General features: G+C 48.9%; 16 protein-coding genes and 1 riboswitch. Of the genes, 15 read left to right on the top strand and 1 reads right to left on the bottom strand.

Going from position 1 to position 15,897, the window contains the following annotated elements:
• The first annotated feature begins 51 nt into the window (after positions 1-51).
• Positions 52-864, top strand: coding sequence for a DUF2785 domain-containing protein (locus KNQ08_RS09325; RefSeq protein ID WP_214805342.1), 813 nt, complete (start codon positions 52-54; stop codon positions 862-864).
• Positions 865-951: 87 nt separating this feature from the next.
• Positions 952-1,632 carry a hypothetical protein gene (locus tag KNQ08_RS09320; RefSeq protein WP_214805340.1) on the top strand — a complete coding sequence of 227 codons (681 nt, stop codon included), beginning with the start codon at positions 952-954 and terminating at the stop codon, positions 1,630-1,632.
• 623 nt (positions 1,633-2,255) lie between these two features.
• Here KNQ08_RS09320 and KNQ08_RS09315 read toward each other — a convergent pair.
• The gene (locus KNQ08_RS09315) at positions 2,256-2,903 is read right to left on the bottom strand and encodes a class I SAM-dependent methyltransferase (RefSeq protein WP_214805338.1); all 648 of its coding nucleotides are present in this window, start codon (positions 2,901-2,903) and stop codon (positions 2,256-2,258) included.
• A gap of 183 nt (positions 2,904-3,086) precedes the next feature.
• On the opposite strand from KNQ08_RS09315, the gene KNQ08_RS09310 reads away from it, so the two are divergent.
• The 13 genes from KNQ08_RS09310 to KNQ08_RS09250 all read left to right on the top strand — a co-directional run bounded on the left by KNQ08_RS09310 (position 3,087) and on the right by KNQ08_RS09250 (position 15,896).
• Positions 3,087-5,504 carry a 3-hydroxyacyl-CoA dehydrogenase/enoyl-CoA hydratase family protein gene (locus tag KNQ08_RS09310; RefSeq protein ID WP_214805336.1) on the top strand — a complete coding sequence of 806 codons (2,418 nt, stop codon included), beginning with the start codon at positions 3,087-3,089 and terminating at the stop codon, positions 5,502-5,504.
• Positions 5,505-5,521: 17 nt separating this feature from the next.
• Positions 5,522-6,712 carry an acetyl-CoA C-acetyltransferase gene (locus KNQ08_RS09305; protein WP_047393392.1) on the top strand — a complete coding sequence of 397 codons (1,191 nt, stop codon included), beginning with the start codon at positions 5,522-5,524 and terminating at the stop codon, positions 6,710-6,712.
• Positions 6,709-8,493 (top strand): acyl-CoA dehydrogenase family protein, encoded by a 1,785-nt coding sequence (locus tag KNQ08_RS09300; RefSeq protein WP_035396370.1) that lies wholly within the window; start codon positions 6,709-6,711, stop codon positions 8,491-8,493. The genes KNQ08_RS09305 and KNQ08_RS09300 overlap by 4 nt, the downstream gene beginning before the upstream one ends.
• 75 nt (positions 8,494-8,568) lie before the next feature.
• Complete coding sequence (locus KNQ08_RS09295; protein WP_149427758.1) at positions 8,569-9,021, top strand: DinB family protein; 453 nt, start codon at positions 8,569-8,571, stop codon at positions 9,019-9,021.
• 34 nt (positions 9,022-9,055) lie between these two features.
• The gene (locus tag KNQ08_RS09290) at positions 9,056-9,418 is read left to right on the top strand and encodes an arsenate reductase family protein (protein WP_023469169.1); all 363 of its coding nucleotides are present in this window, start codon (positions 9,056-9,058) and stop codon (positions 9,416-9,418) included.
• A gap of 64 nt (positions 9,419-9,482) precedes the next feature.
• The gene (gene gcvH, locus KNQ08_RS09285; protein ID WP_029342437.1) at positions 9,483-9,866 is read left to right on the top strand and encodes a glycine cleavage system protein GcvH; all 384 of its coding nucleotides are present in this window, start codon (positions 9,483-9,485) and stop codon (positions 9,864-9,866) included.
• A gap of 98 nt (positions 9,867-9,964) precedes the next feature.
• Entirely contained in the window at positions 9,965-10,246 is a 282-nt protein-coding gene (locus KNQ08_RS09280; protein ID WP_023469167.1) for a thioredoxin family protein, read from the top strand.
• Between the two features lie 539 nt (positions 10,247-10,785).
• Positions 10,786-11,424, top strand: coding sequence for a class I SAM-dependent methyltransferase (locus KNQ08_RS09275; protein WP_214805334.1), 639 nt, complete (start codon positions 10,786-10,788; stop codon positions 11,422-11,424).
• Positions 11,425-11,427: 3 nt separating this feature from the next.
• Positions 11,428-11,892: an S-ribosylhomocysteine lyase gene (locus tag KNQ08_RS09270; protein ID WP_023469165.1), complete on the top strand. Its 465-nt coding sequence runs from the start codon at positions 11,428-11,430 to the stop codon at positions 11,890-11,892.
• On the top strand, positions 11,889-12,812 hold the full coding sequence (locus KNQ08_RS09265; RefSeq protein ID WP_149428156.1) for a PLP-dependent cysteine synthase family protein: 924 nt from the start codon (positions 11,889-11,891) through the stop codon (positions 12,810-12,812). The genes KNQ08_RS09270 and KNQ08_RS09265 overlap by 4 nt, the downstream gene beginning before the upstream one ends.
• Positions 12,805-13,971: a bifunctional cystathionine gamma-lyase/homocysteine desulfhydrase gene (locus KNQ08_RS09260; protein WP_149427756.1), complete on the top strand. Its 1,167-nt coding sequence runs from the start codon at positions 12,805-12,807 to the stop codon at positions 13,969-13,971. Before KNQ08_RS09265 ends, KNQ08_RS09260 begins: the two co-directional genes overlap by 8 nt.
• Before the next feature lie 57 nt (positions 13,972-14,028).
• Positions 14,029-14,133: riboswitch (SAM riboswitch) on the top strand.
• Between the two features lie 78 nt (positions 14,134-14,211).
• Positions 14,212-15,234: a methionine ABC transporter ATP-binding protein gene (locus KNQ08_RS09255; protein ID WP_214805332.1), complete on the top strand. Its 1,023-nt coding sequence runs from the start codon at positions 14,212-14,214 to the stop codon at positions 15,232-15,234.
• The gene (locus KNQ08_RS09250; protein ID WP_064299452.1) at positions 15,231-15,896 is read left to right on the top strand and encodes a methionine ABC transporter permease; all 666 of its coding nucleotides are present in this window, start codon (positions 15,231-15,233) and stop codon (positions 15,894-15,896) included. The genes KNQ08_RS09255 and KNQ08_RS09250 overlap by 4 nt, the downstream gene beginning before the upstream one ends.
• Position 15,897 lies beyond the last annotated feature (1 nt).

Below are 15,897 nucleotides of genomic sequence, written 5' to 3'. Positions count from 1 at the left end.
GATGCAACGTTGCATCGTCTTTTTTTGATTCAGAGAGGAGAGGACAGAATAGTGCGAACAGAACAAGAGTTAAAGGAACTGCTACAACAAGACGCGCGTGTAATGCCTGCATTACTCGATGAGTTACTTCTACATATCGGTTCGACAGATTCTGAGTTACGAGATGGATTGATCTATCCGCAGTTAGCGACCTACATCGCATCAGAGTCATTTACGATAGAAGACACCAATCGAATTTTCGATTTTATTTTAAGCGGGCATGGATTGATGTATAGAATGGGAACAGCGGACACAACAGCTGTCCTGACGCGATCATTTTCAGCATTAGTACTCGCTGAATTGTTAGTGATGGACAAAACCCGACACTTATTGACGCAAAGTCAGTTGGATCGGCTGTCCACTTACTTACAAACCTATTTGGAGCAAGAAAAGGATGTCCGTGGATTCATTGACGGATTGGGGTGGGCACACAGCATGGCACATATCGCCGATGTCTATGCGGTTTGGTTTACGCATACAGCGAGTCGTCCGCAGGAGGAACTCGGAGCGATTGATGCGATGATTCGTCAGTTGACACGGTCCGATTATCTCTATATCGATGAAGAAGCGGACCGGATGGTGACGGCATGGTTGCAAGCTTGTCACCATGGACTGTCGGAAGGCCTCCTATTGCAACGAATCGAACGTAATATTAAGGAGTGGCTTGAGAGTGACGTGACATGGGGGGATGCGGAGTGGACGACGTATCGTAACGTCAAACAGATGTTGCAGACACTCTATTTCCGATTGAAATGGGAAGGACAATCGAGTCTTGTCTTGATTGAAGAGTGTTTGCGACAGATACATCAGCGAACGCATGGATGATAAAGACATAGAGTATATTGGACGTCTTCGAATTCTTCGCTGTCCTCAGGTAGGAAGTATGCTCATAAATGAAAGGACGATTTTATTATGCATTTGGAAGTTAAGAGTTTCATTAAAATTCCTCCTGAAAAAAAAGAACTAGATATTAATCAAGAATACCCAGGGTTCATAAAGATGACCGATTTAAAAGATAACGATGTATTTAATTATGCATTTGGTCGAGCTGACGGGTATCCTTCTGGAAAAGTTGTTTTTTATATAAATGATGAACAGCTCCCTTTTAATGCACATGTAAGTGAGCTATACATGTTTTGGCACTCTTTAATAAAAAGTGTATCGACAAGTGAACTATATGACATTGAAAAATCAAACTGGTCTTTACAATATGAGAGCGAGGAAATTTCTTCTAACTTTATCATTCGATTTTTCTATCAAAAAAAAGTAGTAGAGTTTTATTATAAAAATCAAATCTTGGCTACTTTTCCACTAGATATTTATAAAAAGGCAGTCCTACAAGGATTTTTAGATTTTATGTGGCATACGAATTTAGAGTTTGAAACGATTGTGTATGATTCGCTAGGTGAAGAAATTGATTATGCTTCGATGAGAGAAGACACTGGAGACGATTTATATACGTGTCGCTACATTTTCTTGCAATTCATGAAAGAGATGTATCAGCAAAAGAAATACGATTTAAATACTCTTATTGATTTCAATTTTGAGGTAAGTCGTTCATTTTCTAGTTTGAAATATGATTTAGAAGATTGAATCTGTAAAAAGTACTTCTTAAAATACTAAACGAATTTTAGTAAGTAGACGATCTTGATTCACACTTATCATTACCGTTACCGGTGTGATGAAGACAATGTGATTTGCAGTCTCAAATTGAATGAAATCAACTAAAAACGGTCTCTTAACTTCTAGTGAGAGACCGTTTACTATATCTAAGCTACCTCACATGTCTTCACCCGACTCCTACAGGAAAAAGCGCGACGTTTTATCGCGCTGTCAGAGACAAACAAGACCCGGATTAGTCATCCGAGGGATGAGGAAGACTGGCTTGTGTCTCGCCTGGGGAAAGCGGGTGAGAAGACAGTGAGGTGAATAGTGCGTTACATCGATCATTTCGCATCATGGCCAAATGATATTACCTAGAAACACCATCCCAGCAAATAAACCAATCATTAAGAAGACAGTAGTTTGTGGTTGGAAACGTTTCTCCCGATAACGTCGAAATAAACGGTCCCCCAATGCCTGTATACAGAATAAGAGACCAATAAAGAGTAGGAAGAATTGCCATCTTTCTAGAACATCGAGAGCATCAATGTAAAATAATAAAACAATACATAAAGCTATTAATATAGACGTATAAAAGGTACTGTGTGACATATTTATCTTTCCCTCACAGTCGTCGTCTGAAAAGCAAACAAACACGAGAAAGCATGGGCTTGATCAAGTAACCGGTGCCCCGTCATGACGGCTCCTTCTTTTTGGATGACCGCTTCATCGAGTAACGTCCAGCCCCGTTCTTTCGCTAGTTGCAGCAGTTCCCACGGCATCATCGTATTCCCCATCGCAACTTCCTCACCGTAGAGACGACGGTAAGCAAGTTGCCGTGGTGCGGCTGTCGGACCGAGTAGACTGATGACGACAAGCGGGGCGACGCGTTCGATTTCTTGCAGCACTTGAACGGGACGTGTCGACCATTCGAGTGAGTTGACAGCGAGGACGACATCAAACGCATGATCAGCGAACGGCAATGCTTCCCCCGTACCGACGATGAACGTCTGCTCGGGTGACTTCTCACGGGCGATTCGGATCATCTCGTCTGAGACATCAAGTCCGACTGTCTGAAAGTCCGGTGTCAGTAAGCGACAGGCTGCCCCGTCACCGCAACCGAGATCAAGCAAACGACCACCGGTGATCGTTTTTCGTAAGAAGGGTAAAATCGTTTTTCGGCTGCCGTTCGTCCACATATCGTCAGCACGATCCGCCCAGTCAGCGGCTTTTTGATTCCATACATGCTCGGTTTGACTCATTTTCAACCACTCCTTTTTATCAGTCTAACAGGAAAATTTGTCCATTGACTGATTTTTTATTGCTACTGAATCATTATTCATTTATGATGAAGATGTAGAAGAAGCAAACGAAAACCGATTGGCTTCTTTTTTTGTCAGTATAATGAATGGTTGTTCATTCAATTTAAACTCAGGGGGTATATCATGGCGAGTCAAATCGGTCAGCCGACCACAATCCAGTTGACGAAACACATCCAATTCGCCGTCATCATCGGTTCAGGGGTGATGGGTGCAGGCATCGCGGCACATCTTGCGAATGCTGGCATACGGACATTGATGCTTGATATCGTACCAAAAGAACTTACGGCACAAGAAGAGAAGCAGGGTTTGACGCTGAGTGATCCGCGCGTCCGCTCCCGCATCGCGCGCGATAACCGCGAAAAGCTCTTGAAACAAAACCCAGCACCACTCGCGTCTAAGAAATTGATCGACTTCATCGAGGTCGGAAACTTAGAAGACGACTTAGAGCGTCTGAAAGAAGCAGACTGGATCGTTGAAGTCGTCGTCGAACGACTCGACGTCAAACAGCAATTGTTTAAAACAATCGAACCGTTCATTCGGGAAGACGCGATCGTCAGCTCAAACACATCAGGCATCTCGATCGAAGCGATGCGCGAGGGACGCTCGGAATCGTTCAATCGTCGTTTCCTCGGGACACACTTCTTTAACCCACCACGTTATCTGAAGTTACTCGAGTTGATTCCGACGTCAGACACGGATCCACGTGTCGTCGACTTCATGAAACAATTCGCAGAAGAGCGACTCGGGAAAGGTGTCGTCATTGCGAAGGACACACCGAACTTCATCGGCAACCGGATCGGGACATACGGTCTCCTCGTGACGATGGATGAGATGAAAAAAGGTGGCTATTCGATCGGGGAGGTCGATTCCGTCACAGGTCCACTGCTTGGTCGCCCAGGGTCAGCGACGTTCCGGACACTCGACGTCGTCGGCATCGACACGTTCGTCCATGTCGCAAACAACGTCTATGACTTGTTGCCAGAAGGCGAAGAGAAAGAGACGTTTGCGGTTCCGGCTGAGATGCGTCGCCTTGTCGAACAAGGAGCGCTTGGTGCGAAGACGGGTCAAGGGTTCTACAAGAAAGTCGGAAAACAGATCCTTGAACTCGATCTCGAAACATTCGAGTACGTTGAAAAGAAAGCGCTTACTGAACCGTCGATTGGACAAGCTAAAGCACTTCCGGGCGCAAAAAACAAACTGAAAGCCGTCGTCTTCGCACAAGATCGTGTCGGCGCGCTACTCTGGCCAATCCACGCGAAAACATTGCTCTACTCGGCTCAGCTGACTGGTGAGATCGCAGACGACATCAAAGCAATCGACGAAGCAATGAAATGGGGCTTCGGCTGGAAGATGGGACCGTTCGAGACATGGGACGCACTTGGCGTCGAGAAAACGGTCGCGAAGATGAAACAAGACGGTTACGCAGTACCGGCATGGGTCGATGAGATGCTCGCGGCAGGGAAGACGAGTTTCTATGATGCGTCCGGTCGTCATTATGACGCAACGACACAAGACTACGTCGGAGCAACGGTCAATCCGAAGGAAATCCGCCTCCGCGACGTCCGGAAGTCAAACGGTGTTCTCCTTGAGAACAACGGGGCACGCTTGCTTGATATCGGCGACGATGTCGCAGTCCTCGAGTTCACTTCGAAGAGCAATGCGATTGGTGTCGACATCATGCAGATGATCGAACAGTCGGTCGATTTAGTTGAGAAAAACCACCGTGGTCTCGTCATCGCGAACGATGGCAAGAACTTCTGTGTCGGTGCAAACCTAGCGATGATGCTGATGGAAGCGGAAGATGAGAACTGGTTCGAACTCGACTGGATCATCAACAAGTTCCAACAATCGATTCAAAAGATTCGTTACGCATCACGTCCGATCGTCGCTGCTCCACAAGGGATGACGCTTGGTGGCGGTACAGAGATCTCGCTTCCGGCAGCTCGCCTGCAAGTTGGTCTTGAAACGTACATGGGTCTCGTCGAAGTCGGTGTCGGTCTGATTCCAGGAGGCGGCGGAAACGTCAATACGTACCGTCGACTGTTAGAAAACACACTAGACGGACTCGTTAATATCGAGAAAGCAGCACAAAAAACGTTCGAGAACGTAGCGATGGCTAAAGTCTCAAAATCAGCCTTTGAAGCACGCGAACTCGGATATGTCCGCTCCGTTGATCAGGTCTCGATGAACCGGGATCACTTGACGTATGATGCGAAACAACTCGTCCTTGAACTGGACCGGACCGGCTACACGGCACCAGCAAAAGCGAAGATTCCAGTCGTCGGTCGTGCTGGGAAAGCGACGCTTGAACTCGCGACACGCGAAATGTTCTACGGCGGCTATATCTCGGAACACGATTTGAAAATCGCTAGTAAACTCGCACACGTCATCGCCGGTGGAAACGTCGCCTTCGGTAGCCACGTCGATGAACAATATATGCTCGACATCGAACGGGAAGCATTCTTGAGCCTGATCGGTGAGATGAAGACACAACAACGGATGCAGCACATGCTCGTCAAAGGCAAGCCGCTTCGTAACTGAGGACTGGGGGGATTCGGATGAAGGAAGCAGTAATCGTCGCCGGTGCACGGACACCGGTCGGAAAAGCAAAAAAGGGCGCATTCAAATCGATGCGCTCGGATGAATTAGCAGGCATCGCCATCCAGGAAACGTTGAAACGGTCCGGCTACACGGGAGCGGTCGATGACGTCATTCTCGGATGTGCCTTACCGGAAGCAGAGCAGGGGATGAACATCGCTCGCTATGCTTCAGTCCTCGGTGGATTATCCCATGAAGTACCGGCGATCACGATCAACCGGTATTGCTCAAGTGGATTACAATCGATCGCTGACGCGGCAATGAAGATCATGACGGGGCAAGCAACTGCGGTCGTCGCTGGTGGACTTGAATCGATGAGCCAAGTCCCGATGCCGGGTCACGTCGTCCGACCTAATCCGTCGATCGTCGACACGGCACCGGAATACTACATGAGCATGGGGCATACAGCGGAGCAAGTCGCTGCGACCTACAATGTCTCACGGGAAGATCAAGATGCGTTTGCGTTGAAGAGTCACCAAAAAGCAGCGGCAGCCATCGCAGCTGGTAAGTTTGCTGACGAAATCGTCCCGGTAACGGTGACGGAACAATTCGTCAATGATGAACTGAAAATCGAAGAGAAGACATTCGTCGTCGAGCACGATGAAGGCGTTCGTCCGGATTCGTCACCTGAAGGTCTTGCGAAACTTCGCCCAGCGTTCCGCCTCGGCGGTAGCGTCACAGCAGGGAACTCTTCGCAGACGTCAGACGGTGCCGCTGCTGTCCTCGTCATGGAACGGGAAGAAGCAGAACGCCAAGGCTTACCGATTCTCGGCAAGTTCAAGTCGTTTGCTGTCGGTGGTGTCCGTCCGGAAGTCATGGGCATCGGACCGGTCGTCGCGATTCCGAAAGCACTTGAACTCGCAGGCATCACGCTTGAGGACGTTGGATTGATCGAGTTGAACGAAGCGTTCGCTTCGCAGTCGCTCGGTGTCATCCGCGAACTTGGATTAAACGAAGACATCGTTAACGTCAACGGTGGAGCGATTGCCCTCGGTCATCCACTCGGTTGTACAGGAACGAAACTCACATTGACGCTCTTGCATGAAATGAAACGCCGGAATGTCCAGTATGGTGTCGTCTCGATGTGTATCGGTGGCGGAATGGGCGCAGCAGGCGTATTCGAACTAGTTGAAGGAGGAACAGGACAATGAGCCAAACGACAAACGAATTAATCAAAGGTGGCAGTTTCGTATTAGATGAGTTAGCACCAGAACGTCTCTTCACACCAGAGGATTTCTCGGAAGAACACAAAATGGTCGGTGACATGACAGCGAAGTTCGTCGAAGATCGTGTCGTTCCTGTCCTTGACCGGATCGAAAAACACGAGTTCGAATTATCAGTCGGTCTACTCCGCGAAGCAGGCGAGCTTGGTCTACTCGGCGCAGACGTTCCGGAAGCATACGGCGGGTATCAGATGGATAAGATTTCGTCTTCAATCATTACGGAAAAATTCGCACGTGGCCGTTCATTCGCCCTCAGCTACGGTGCACACGTCGGAATCGGTTCGTTGCCGATCGTCTTCTTCGGTAACGAAGAGCAAAAGCAGAAATACTTGCCGAAACTCGCTTCAGGGGAGTGGATCGCTTCGTACGCGTTGACGGAACCAGGCTCTGGTTCGGATGCTCTTGGTGCCAAAACGACGGCTGTCTTGAACGAAGCTGGTACGCACTACATCTTGAACGGTGAAAAGCAATGGATCACGAACGCTGGTTTTGCAAGCTTGTTCGTCGTCTACGCAAAAATCGACGGTGACAAGTTCACAGCCTTCCTCGTCGAAGGATCGTATCCAGGCGTCTCGACAGGCGTCGAAGAACAGAAGATGGGAATCAAAGGATCATCGACACGGACGTTGATCTTACAAGATGCAGAAGTACCAGTCGATAACGTCCTTGGTGAGATCGGACGCGGTCACGTCATCGCCTTCAATATCTTGAACGTCGGTCGTTATAAATTAGCTGTTGGTGCTGTCGGTTCATCGAAACGGGCGATTGATCTCGCAGTCCAGTACTCGAATGAACGTAAGCAGTTCAAGACACCGATCAGCTCGTTCCCATTGATTCAAGAAAAACTCGCGACGATGGCAGCACAGACGTATGCGATGGAAAGTTCGGTCTACCGGACGGGTGGTCTGTTCCAAGACAGCCTCGATCAGTTGTCAGAAGAAGAAAGCAAGGACGGTAAGAAAATCGCCGATGCAATCGCGGAGTACGCGATCGAGTGCTCGATGAACAAAGTCTTCGCTTCGGAAACATTTGATTACGTCATCGATGAAGCGGTTCAAATTCACGGTGGTTACGGCTTCATGGCAGAATATGAAGTCGAGAACATGTACCGTGATTCACGGATCAACCGGATCTTCGAAGGAACGAACGAGATCAACCGTCTTCTCGTTCCAGGAACGTTGCTGAAGAAAGCGATGAAAGGCGAGTTGCCGTTGCTTGCGGAAGCACAGCGTCTGCAACAAGAAGTGATGAGCTTCATGCCGACAGAAATCGGAACAGCACCACTTGATCGCGAACGCCACTTACTCGCGATGATGAAGAAGATCTTCTTGTTGACTGCCGGAACAGCGGTCCAGAAATACCAGGACAAACTCCAAGGCGAGCAAGAGATTTTAGCGAATACAGCCGACATCATGAGTGCGATCTATGCGCTGGAGTCAGCGATCGTCCGGACGGACAAAGCGATTGCCGACAAAGGCATCGAGAAGAGCGAACTGAAAGTCCGTTACACGGAAGTCTTCGCACAACAAGCGTTCGAAGCTGTCGAGCGTGACGCGAAAGAGACACTCTACGCGGCAGCAAGCGGCGACGAACTCCGGATGTTGCTCTCAGCGCTGAAAAAATTCAGCCGTTACCAGCCAATCAACGTCATCGGTACGAAACGCGACATCGCAAAACGTCTCATCGAGTCAAACAAATATACGGTCTAAGTCAGGTTTACCGCTTCGCCTTTGCAGGGAAAATCTCTGTAAAGGCGAAGTTTTTGGTTGGAGGAGGAAAACGAGATGCGCCAAGAATTGGTTGAACTGCAATTTGCGATTGCCTACTATCAATCCCTTGAACGTTTGTCGCCGGAAGAATGGGATCTGCCGCTTGCACTTAATAAGTGGACCGTCCTTGAGTGCGTCAGTCATCTGTATTTATGGGACCGGTTTTATTACGATCATGCCATCTCGAAGTTACCGGATGAACCGTTGACGCTCGTCGAGACGGATTTTGATCAGTTCAATCGACTGGCGGTCGAATATGCGCATCATATCGATCCGCTTGCTTTGTTGAAAAAAGCGATCAGCGTCCGGCGTGACATCGTCAATCACCTCGATCGTTTGTCTGACGAGCAGTTTGAAGCAACCTATGAGGATTTCCGACCACTTACATTCGTCGAGTCGTTCGTTGCCCATGACGCCCATCATCAAGATCAGATCGACGGGGCGCTCGCACGCTTGAAGCAGAAGTGATCCATCTGCTACTCTTGAAGGTGAGGTGAGGAACATGACAAAAACAGTCACGATGTACGGCTATCCGAAATGTAGTACGTGCGTCAAAGCAAAAAAAGCACTCGAACAGCACGGTGTCGAAGTGGATTACAAACACATCGTCGAGGAGACACCATCTGCAACGACGATCCAGGAACTTCATCAAAAGAGTGGAGAGCCGTTGAAGAAATTCTTCAACACGAGCGGTCAATCATACCGTTCGCAAGGGATCAAGGACAAACTTCCAGAGCTATCGGAAGACGAGCAATACAAGTTGCTCGCAAGTGACGGCATGTTGTTGAAGCGTCCGATCGTCACAGACGGGAAAGACGTCACGATCGGCTTCAAGGAAGAAATGTATCAAGGAAAATGGTATTAAGTTCAGAGTCGATTTTGGTATACTGAACACGTTAGTCCAAATTAGTCCACAGGGGGAATCGGAAATGAGTCAAGTAAAAGACAACTTACGCTATTCGGAAGAACATGAATGGGTCGAAGTATCAGGAAACAAGGCGCGCATCGGAATCACGGATTTCGCGCAACACGAACTCGGGGATATCGTCTTCGTCGAATTGCCTGAAGTCGGAGATACGATCTCAGCAAACGAGCCATTCGGTTCAGTCGAGTCGGTCAAGACAGTCTCGGAGTTATACGCACCGATCTCTGGTAAAGTCGTTGCCATCAACGAAAACCTTTCGGATTCCCCAGAACTCGTCAACGAGTCACCATTCGAAGGCGCTTGGATGGTTGACATCGAAATCGAAGATGCTTCACAAGTCGAGGCATTGATGGACGCTGCGGCGTACAAATCGATGATCAACGAGTAATACTTAACGAAAAGAGAGTGAACGAGGCGCTTGCGTTTCGTCCGCTCACTTTTTTTTGTATACTGACGACAGATACCACGAAGAAAGGAGCGACCGTCATGCAAGAGGTCACGACCGTCCCAGAAAACGGGCTATTGTATGTCTATGCACCGATGTGCGGGACATGCGCCATTGCGGAACGTATGCTCGATATCGTTGAAGCGACGGAATCAGGTCAATCGATTCAGAAGGCGAACGGGAATTTCATTCCAGATTTCTTAGAAGAAGCCCGTGTCATGAGTGTTCCTGCGTTGTTGCGAATTGAAGAAAATCAAGTCGTAGAGCGACTTTATGCTTTCCAGTCCGTTCAAAACGTCTTTGCTTTCTGTCAAGAACGGTAAGAAAAGTCCGACTGGATTTTTCTTTTTGTTAAATTGTCGGAATATTTACAATAATCCGTTGACAACGCAGAAATATGAATGGTATATTCATAACAACTTCTAGAAATGCATTATAGGAAGTCTAGCAGAGATGATCGTTCAATACGATTCAAGTCCTGAACCCTTTCTCCCATCCTAAGCCGGTGTATTGTTTCCCCTTAAGTCGTCCCCCAAAGACGAAGCGGTGCAATGAACGGGTGGTGGATCGAAAGGACCGATCAGGAAGTGAACGTAAGCTGGCGATCATGTCGAACAGGCGCCGTCCTCCACGCGGAAGAGCGAACAATTCCGAATGGAGCTGGGTTTTCCTTCGTAGCATTTCTAACCACATTATTCGTGTTGTCGGTTCGCCGGCAACGCCTTTTTTTTGTTTTCTGGAAGTTTTTCGAGCCGGTCGCTTGCCAGGATAGAATCTCCTTGCTACAATGCGAATAAGGAAAATTACTTTAATTCATATCCGATTACTCGGAATTAACTGGTGAGATGGAGGACGACAAGGCATGACAGTACGTTTTATGGATGTTTTCACAGAATGGGCATCAACGTATGACGAGACAGTAACCGGACATGATCCGGAGTATAAAGAGGTTTTTCGTCGATACGATGAGATTTTGGATACAGTAGCGGATAAAGCGCAGTCGCCGGTCATTGAATTCGGAGCAGGCACAGGGAACCTGACACAACGTCTTCTGGCACGTCACGACGCCGTACTCGCCGTCGAACCAAGTCCGGAGATGCGGGCAATCCTGACGGAAAAGATTCCGTCGCTTGCTGTACAGGACGGTCACTTCCTCTCGTTCGAAGCGAAGGAAGTAAGCAGTTTTGTTTCGACGTATGCGTTTCATCATTTAACAGATGAGGAAAAGGGAGAAGCAATCGAACTGATGGCATCACATTTACCGGCAGACGGAAAAATCGTCTACGCGGATACGATGTTCGTTTCAGAAGAGGCACGCCTGCAAACGATTCGTGAAGCACGTGCTCAAGGGTTTGATGCGTTAGCGGAAGATCTCGAACGCGAGTTTTACCCGTTGATTCCAGTCATGGAAGAATTGTTTACATCACGGGGATTCACTGTTAAATTTATACAATACAATCACTTCGTCTGGCTCGTAGAAGCCGAGAAAATGGGGGAATAAATCATGGCACTTCAAAAAATGAACGTCGAAAGCTTTAACCTGGATCATACGAAAGTCAAAGCACCTTATATCCGCGTCGCAGGTTATAAAGAAGGTAAAGTCGACCAAGTCGTCAAATACGATATCCGTTTCACGCAACCAAACGTTGAGCAAATGCCGATGCGTGCGATGCATACACTCGAGCACTTACTTGCTGAAAACATCCGCAACTACTCGGATGATGTCATCGATGTCTCGCCGATGGGATGCCAAACAGGTTTTTACATGGCGATGATGAACTTCGACTCGGTCGAAAAAATGAGCGAACTCGTTGAGAAGACGTTGAAAGACGTCCTCGCAGCAGAAGAGATTCCAGCGCAAAACGAAGTCCAATGTGGATTTGCGAGCGCACATGACCTCAAAGGAGCGAAGCACTATGCCGAGAAAATGCTTGCCGGTCGTGATGAATGGGACATCGTCTTCGGATGATCGCGAACAACGTCCGCGACCTCGTCGGAAACACACCACTCTACGAGATCACTTCATTCGATTTGCCTGCTGGTACGCGCATTTTGGCGAAGCTCGAATGGATGAACCCTGGGGGCAGCGTCAAAGACCGCCTTGGCATTCAACTCGTTGATGCAGCAATCGAAAACGGACATGTGACACCAGGCGGTACGATCATCGAGCCGACAGCCGGGAATACCGGCATCGGCTTGGCGCTCGCCGCTAAAAAATACGATCTCAAAGTCATCTGTGTCGTTCCGGAAAAATTCAGTCAGGAAAAGCAGACGTTGATGCGGGCACTCGGCGCAACCGTCGTCAACACGCCGACTGAACTCGATATGCAAGGGGCTATCGACCGGGCAAAAGAACTCGGTCAGGAAATTCCGAACAGTTACGTTCCGTTACAATTTGAAAACGAAGAGAACCCAGTCACGTATCAGCGGACACTCGGTCCTGAGCTGATTGCGGACTTGCCGCACATCGACTGGTTCGTTGCCGGTTGTGGTTCAGGTGGTACGTTCGCCGGAACAGCGGACTTCTTAAAACAACGTCTCGGTACAAAAGCAGCAATCGTCGAACCGGAAGGCTCCGTCTTAAATGGTGGTCCAGCCGGTCCGCATAAGACAGAAGGCATTGGAACAGCAAAATGGCCAAGTCTCGTTCCGCGTGAACTCGTCGACGAGATTCATACGATTTCTGACCGCGATGCATTTGACGCGGTTCATACACTCGCTGCTCGCGAAGGATTACTCGTTGGTAGTTCAGCAGGTGCAGCGCTCGTTGCTGCGCTTGATATCGCAAAGCGTCACCCCGGCAGTACGATCGTCACCGTCTTCGCAGACAGTGCCGAACGCTACTTGAGCCAACAAATCTTTGAAAAGGTGGACGAAACTCATGCGTAAGAAGACAGCATTGATTCATGGAGGAACAGGTGTCGACCGGGCAACAGGAGCCGTCACACCTCCGATCTATCAAACAAGCACATACAAGCAGGATAAAATCGGTCAACTCAAGGACGGATATGAATATTCACGGACAGCGAACCCAACACGGACGAGCATCGAACGATTGATTGCGGATCTCGAAGGTGGCGCACGTGGTTTTGCGTTCGGTTCTGGGATGGCAGCGATCCATGCCGTCTTCCACTTGCTTGAGTCTGGCGACCACATCGTCATGACGGATGACGTCTACGGTGGTACGTTCCGCTTGATGCAACGCGTCTTACCGAAGTTCAACATCGAAGTGACATTCGTCGATACGACGGACCTTGCGGCGACGGAAGCAGCGATCCAAGACAACACGAAGATCGTCTACGTCGAAACACCGACGAACCCTTTGTTGAAAGTTACGGACATCGCAGCAATCGCAACGATCGCCAAGCGTCACGATCTTAAACTCGTCGTCGACAACACGTTCGCGACACCGTATCATCAACAACCACTCGCACTCGGTGCAGACATCGTCTTGCACAGTGCAACAAAATACATCGGCGGACACTCGGACGTCGTCGCTGGACTTGTCGTCGTCAAAGATGATGCGCTCGGCGAAGAGCTGCACTTCATCCAAAACTCGACAGGCGGCGTACTTGGACCGCAAGACAGCTTCTTGCTCGTCCGTGGTCTTCGTACACTCGGTATCCGGATGGATGCGATCGAAGAGACAGCACATGATCTCGTTGCGTTCCTACAAGCGCAAGACATCGTCTCAAACATCTTCTACCCGGGACTTGCATCGCATCCTGGTCACGACATCCAAGCGAAACAAGCGACTGGATTTGGTGGGATGATCAGCTTTGATGTCGGTTCAGCAGCGAACGCAGAAAAACTCGTCGAGGCGACACACTTCTTCACACTTGCTGAAAGTCTTGGTGCCGTCGAGAGTCTGATTTCCGTTCCGGCACGGATGACGCACGCGTCGATCCCAGCAGAACGTCGGGCAGAACTCGGCATCACGGACGGTCTCGTTCGGATTTCAGTTGGACTTGAAGACGCAGAAGATTTGAAAGAAGACTTAACACGTGCTTTCACGTTCCTCGAAAAAGTTTCTGAAAAAACTGTTTGACAACAAAAATAACCCCTGCTAATATTCAGAATATATTCTACAAACTTAATACCGAAACTCTTATCGAGAGTGGTGGAGGGACTGGCCCGATGAAACCCGGCAACCGCGGATCTAATCCGAAGTGGTGCTAATTCCAGCAGACAAAAGTCTGGGAGATGAGAGCAAATGGTTTTGTGTACTGAAAAGTGCGCGCGTTTGCTCTAAAACGCGCGCACTTTTTTTATTTTAGGAGGGACAGTTGTGATTCGTTTACAAGACGTAGGAAAGATTTATCGCTCAAAGCGCGGAGCGGTCGAAGCCGTCGCGAATGTCGATCTGACAATCGAGCGCGGTGAAATTTTTGGAATAATCGGTTATTCCGGAGCAGGGAAATCGACCCTGATCCGATTACTGAATATGCTCGAAGCACCAACGAGTGGTTCGATCCAAATCGATGGTGTTGAGATGACATCACTGAAACCAAAAGAATTACGAGGCGTCCGTAAGAATGTCTCGATGGTCTTTCAGCACTTCAACTTACTATGGTCACGGACGGTTGAAGAGAACATCATGTTCCCACTCGAGCTCGGTGGCTTCCCGAAAGCACACCGCAAGGAACGGGTCGCGGAACTGATCCAACTCGTTGGTTTGGACGGACGCGAAAAAGCCTATCCGTCACAATTATCGGGTGGTCAAAAACAACGTGTCGGTATCGCTCGGGCACTGGCATCGAACCCGGACGTTCTCTTATGTGACGAGGCAACAAGTGCACTCGATCCGAAGACGACGGATTCAATCCTTGAGTTACTCGTCGACATCAATGAAAAACTGAAACTGACGATCGTCTTGATCACACACGAGATGCACGTCATTCAAAAAATCTGTCACCGGGTCGCCGTCATGGAAGCCGGTAAAATCGTCGAGCAAGGACCGGTCGCAGAAGTCTTCCGTCATCCGAAGCAAGCGATGACGAAGGAGTTCGTCAAACAATTGACGTCGCCTTCGGAAAACGAGTTGACGTTCGCGAAACTACGCGAACGGTACCCAACCGGAAAAATCGTTCAGTTGACGTTCGTCGGATCGACAGCGGAAAGCCCGATCCTCGCGGAAGTCATGAAGGATTCACCGGTCCTGTTCAACATCATCGGCGGAAACGTCGGTCAATCACAGGAATGGGCACTCGGTACACTGTTCATTCAGTTGATCGGGGAAACAGAAGCAACACAAGCGGTCATCACGAAGCTTCAAGCCAGTGATGTTGAAGTGGAGGTGGATCACCGATGATTTCATTCTTTGACAACCTAGATTGGGACATGGTGTGGGAAGCGACAGGCAGTACCGTCTATATGACGGCAATCGCTGGGGTTTCGACATTCGTTCTCGGTTTGATCATTGGTTTACTATTGTATGCGACAAACGAAGAGTTATTGTTCAAGAATCGGGCGTTCTATTCAGTGTTGAGCTTGATCGTCAACGTCTTCCGTTCGATTCCGTTCATCATCTTACTGATCTTATTGATTCCATTTACGACAGCGATCGTCGGTTCGTTCCTCGGACCAACGGCAGCATTACCGGCACTGATTTTCGGTGCTGCACCATTTTACGGTCGGATGGTTGAACTCGCGTTACGCGAAGTCGATAAAGGTGTCATCGAGGCAGCTGAATCGATGGGGGCGACGAAGTTTCAAATCATCTATAAAGTCTTAATCCCGGAAGCGTTGCCTGCCATCGTTTCTGGTATCACGGTCACACTCGTCTCACTTGTCGGTTATACGGCAATGGCCGGAGTAGTCGGCGGAGGTGGACTTGGGGACATGGCCTTCATCGAAGGATTCCAGCGTTCTCAAAACGATGTCATCGTCATTGCGACACTCTTAATCTTAGCGATCGTCTTCGTCATCCAAATCATTGGTGACTTGCTGATCCGAGCAATCGATAAACGTTAAT

The organism is Exiguobacterium sp. s46 (assembly GCF_018618875.1).
GTDB classification, from domain to species: Bacteria; Bacillota; Bacilli; order Exiguobacteriales; family Exiguobacteriaceae; genus Exiguobacterium_A; species Exiguobacterium_A abrahamii.
This window is presented reverse-complemented; position numbering and strand designations above follow the sequence as displayed.

Excerpts from the sequence above, each read along its gene's own strand:
- KNQ08_RS09305 (WP_047393392.1), top strand. The coding sequence starts at position 5,522 with ATGAAGGAAGCAGTAATCGTCGCCGGTGCACGGACACCGGTCGGAAAA.
- KNQ08_RS09275 (WP_214805334.1), top strand. The coding sequence starts at position 10,786 with ATGACAGTACGTTTTATGGATGTTTTCACAGAATGGGCATCAACGTAT.
- KNQ08_RS09315 (WP_214805338.1), bottom strand. The coding sequence starts at position 2,903 with ATGAGTCAAACCGAGCATGTATGGAATCAAAAAGCCGCTGACTGGGCG.
- KNQ08_RS09300 (WP_035396370.1), top strand. The coding sequence starts at position 6,709 with ATGAGCCAAACGACAAACGAATTAATCAAAGGTGGCAGTTTCGTATTA.
- KNQ08_RS09265 (WP_149428156.1), top strand. The coding sequence starts at position 11,889 with ATGATCGCGAACAACGTCCGCGACCTCGTCGGAAACACACCACTCTAC.
- KNQ08_RS09260 (WP_149427756.1), top strand. The coding sequence starts at position 12,805 with ATGCGTAAGAAGACAGCATTGATTCATGGAGGAACAGGTGTCGACCGG.
- KNQ08_RS09250 (WP_064299452.1), top strand. The coding sequence starts at position 15,231 with ATGATTTCATTCTTTGACAACCTAGATTGGGACATGGTGTGGGAAGCG.
- KNQ08_RS09310 (WP_214805336.1), top strand. The coding sequence starts at position 3,087 with ATGGCGAGTCAAATCGGTCAGCCGACCACAATCCAGTTGACGAAACAC.
- KNQ08_RS09270 (WP_023469165.1), top strand. The coding sequence starts at position 11,428 with ATGGCACTTCAAAAAATGAACGTCGAAAGCTTTAACCTGGATCATACG.
- gcvH (WP_029342437.1), top strand. The coding sequence starts at position 9,483 with ATGAGTCAAGTAAAAGACAACTTACGCTATTCGGAAGAACATGAATGG.
- KNQ08_RS09290 (WP_023469169.1), top strand. The coding sequence starts at position 9,056 with ATGACAAAAACAGTCACGATGTACGGCTATCCGAAATGTAGTACGTGC.
- KNQ08_RS09295 (WP_149427758.1), top strand. The coding sequence starts at position 8,569 with ATGCGCCAAGAATTGGTTGAACTGCAATTTGCGATTGCCTACTATCAA.
- KNQ08_RS09280 (WP_023469167.1), top strand. The coding sequence starts at position 9,965 with ATGCAAGAGGTCACGACCGTCCCAGAAAACGGGCTATTGTATGTCTAT.
- KNQ08_RS09320 (WP_214805340.1), top strand. The coding sequence starts at position 952 with ATGCATTTGGAAGTTAAGAGTTTCATTAAAATTCCTCCTGAAAAAAAA.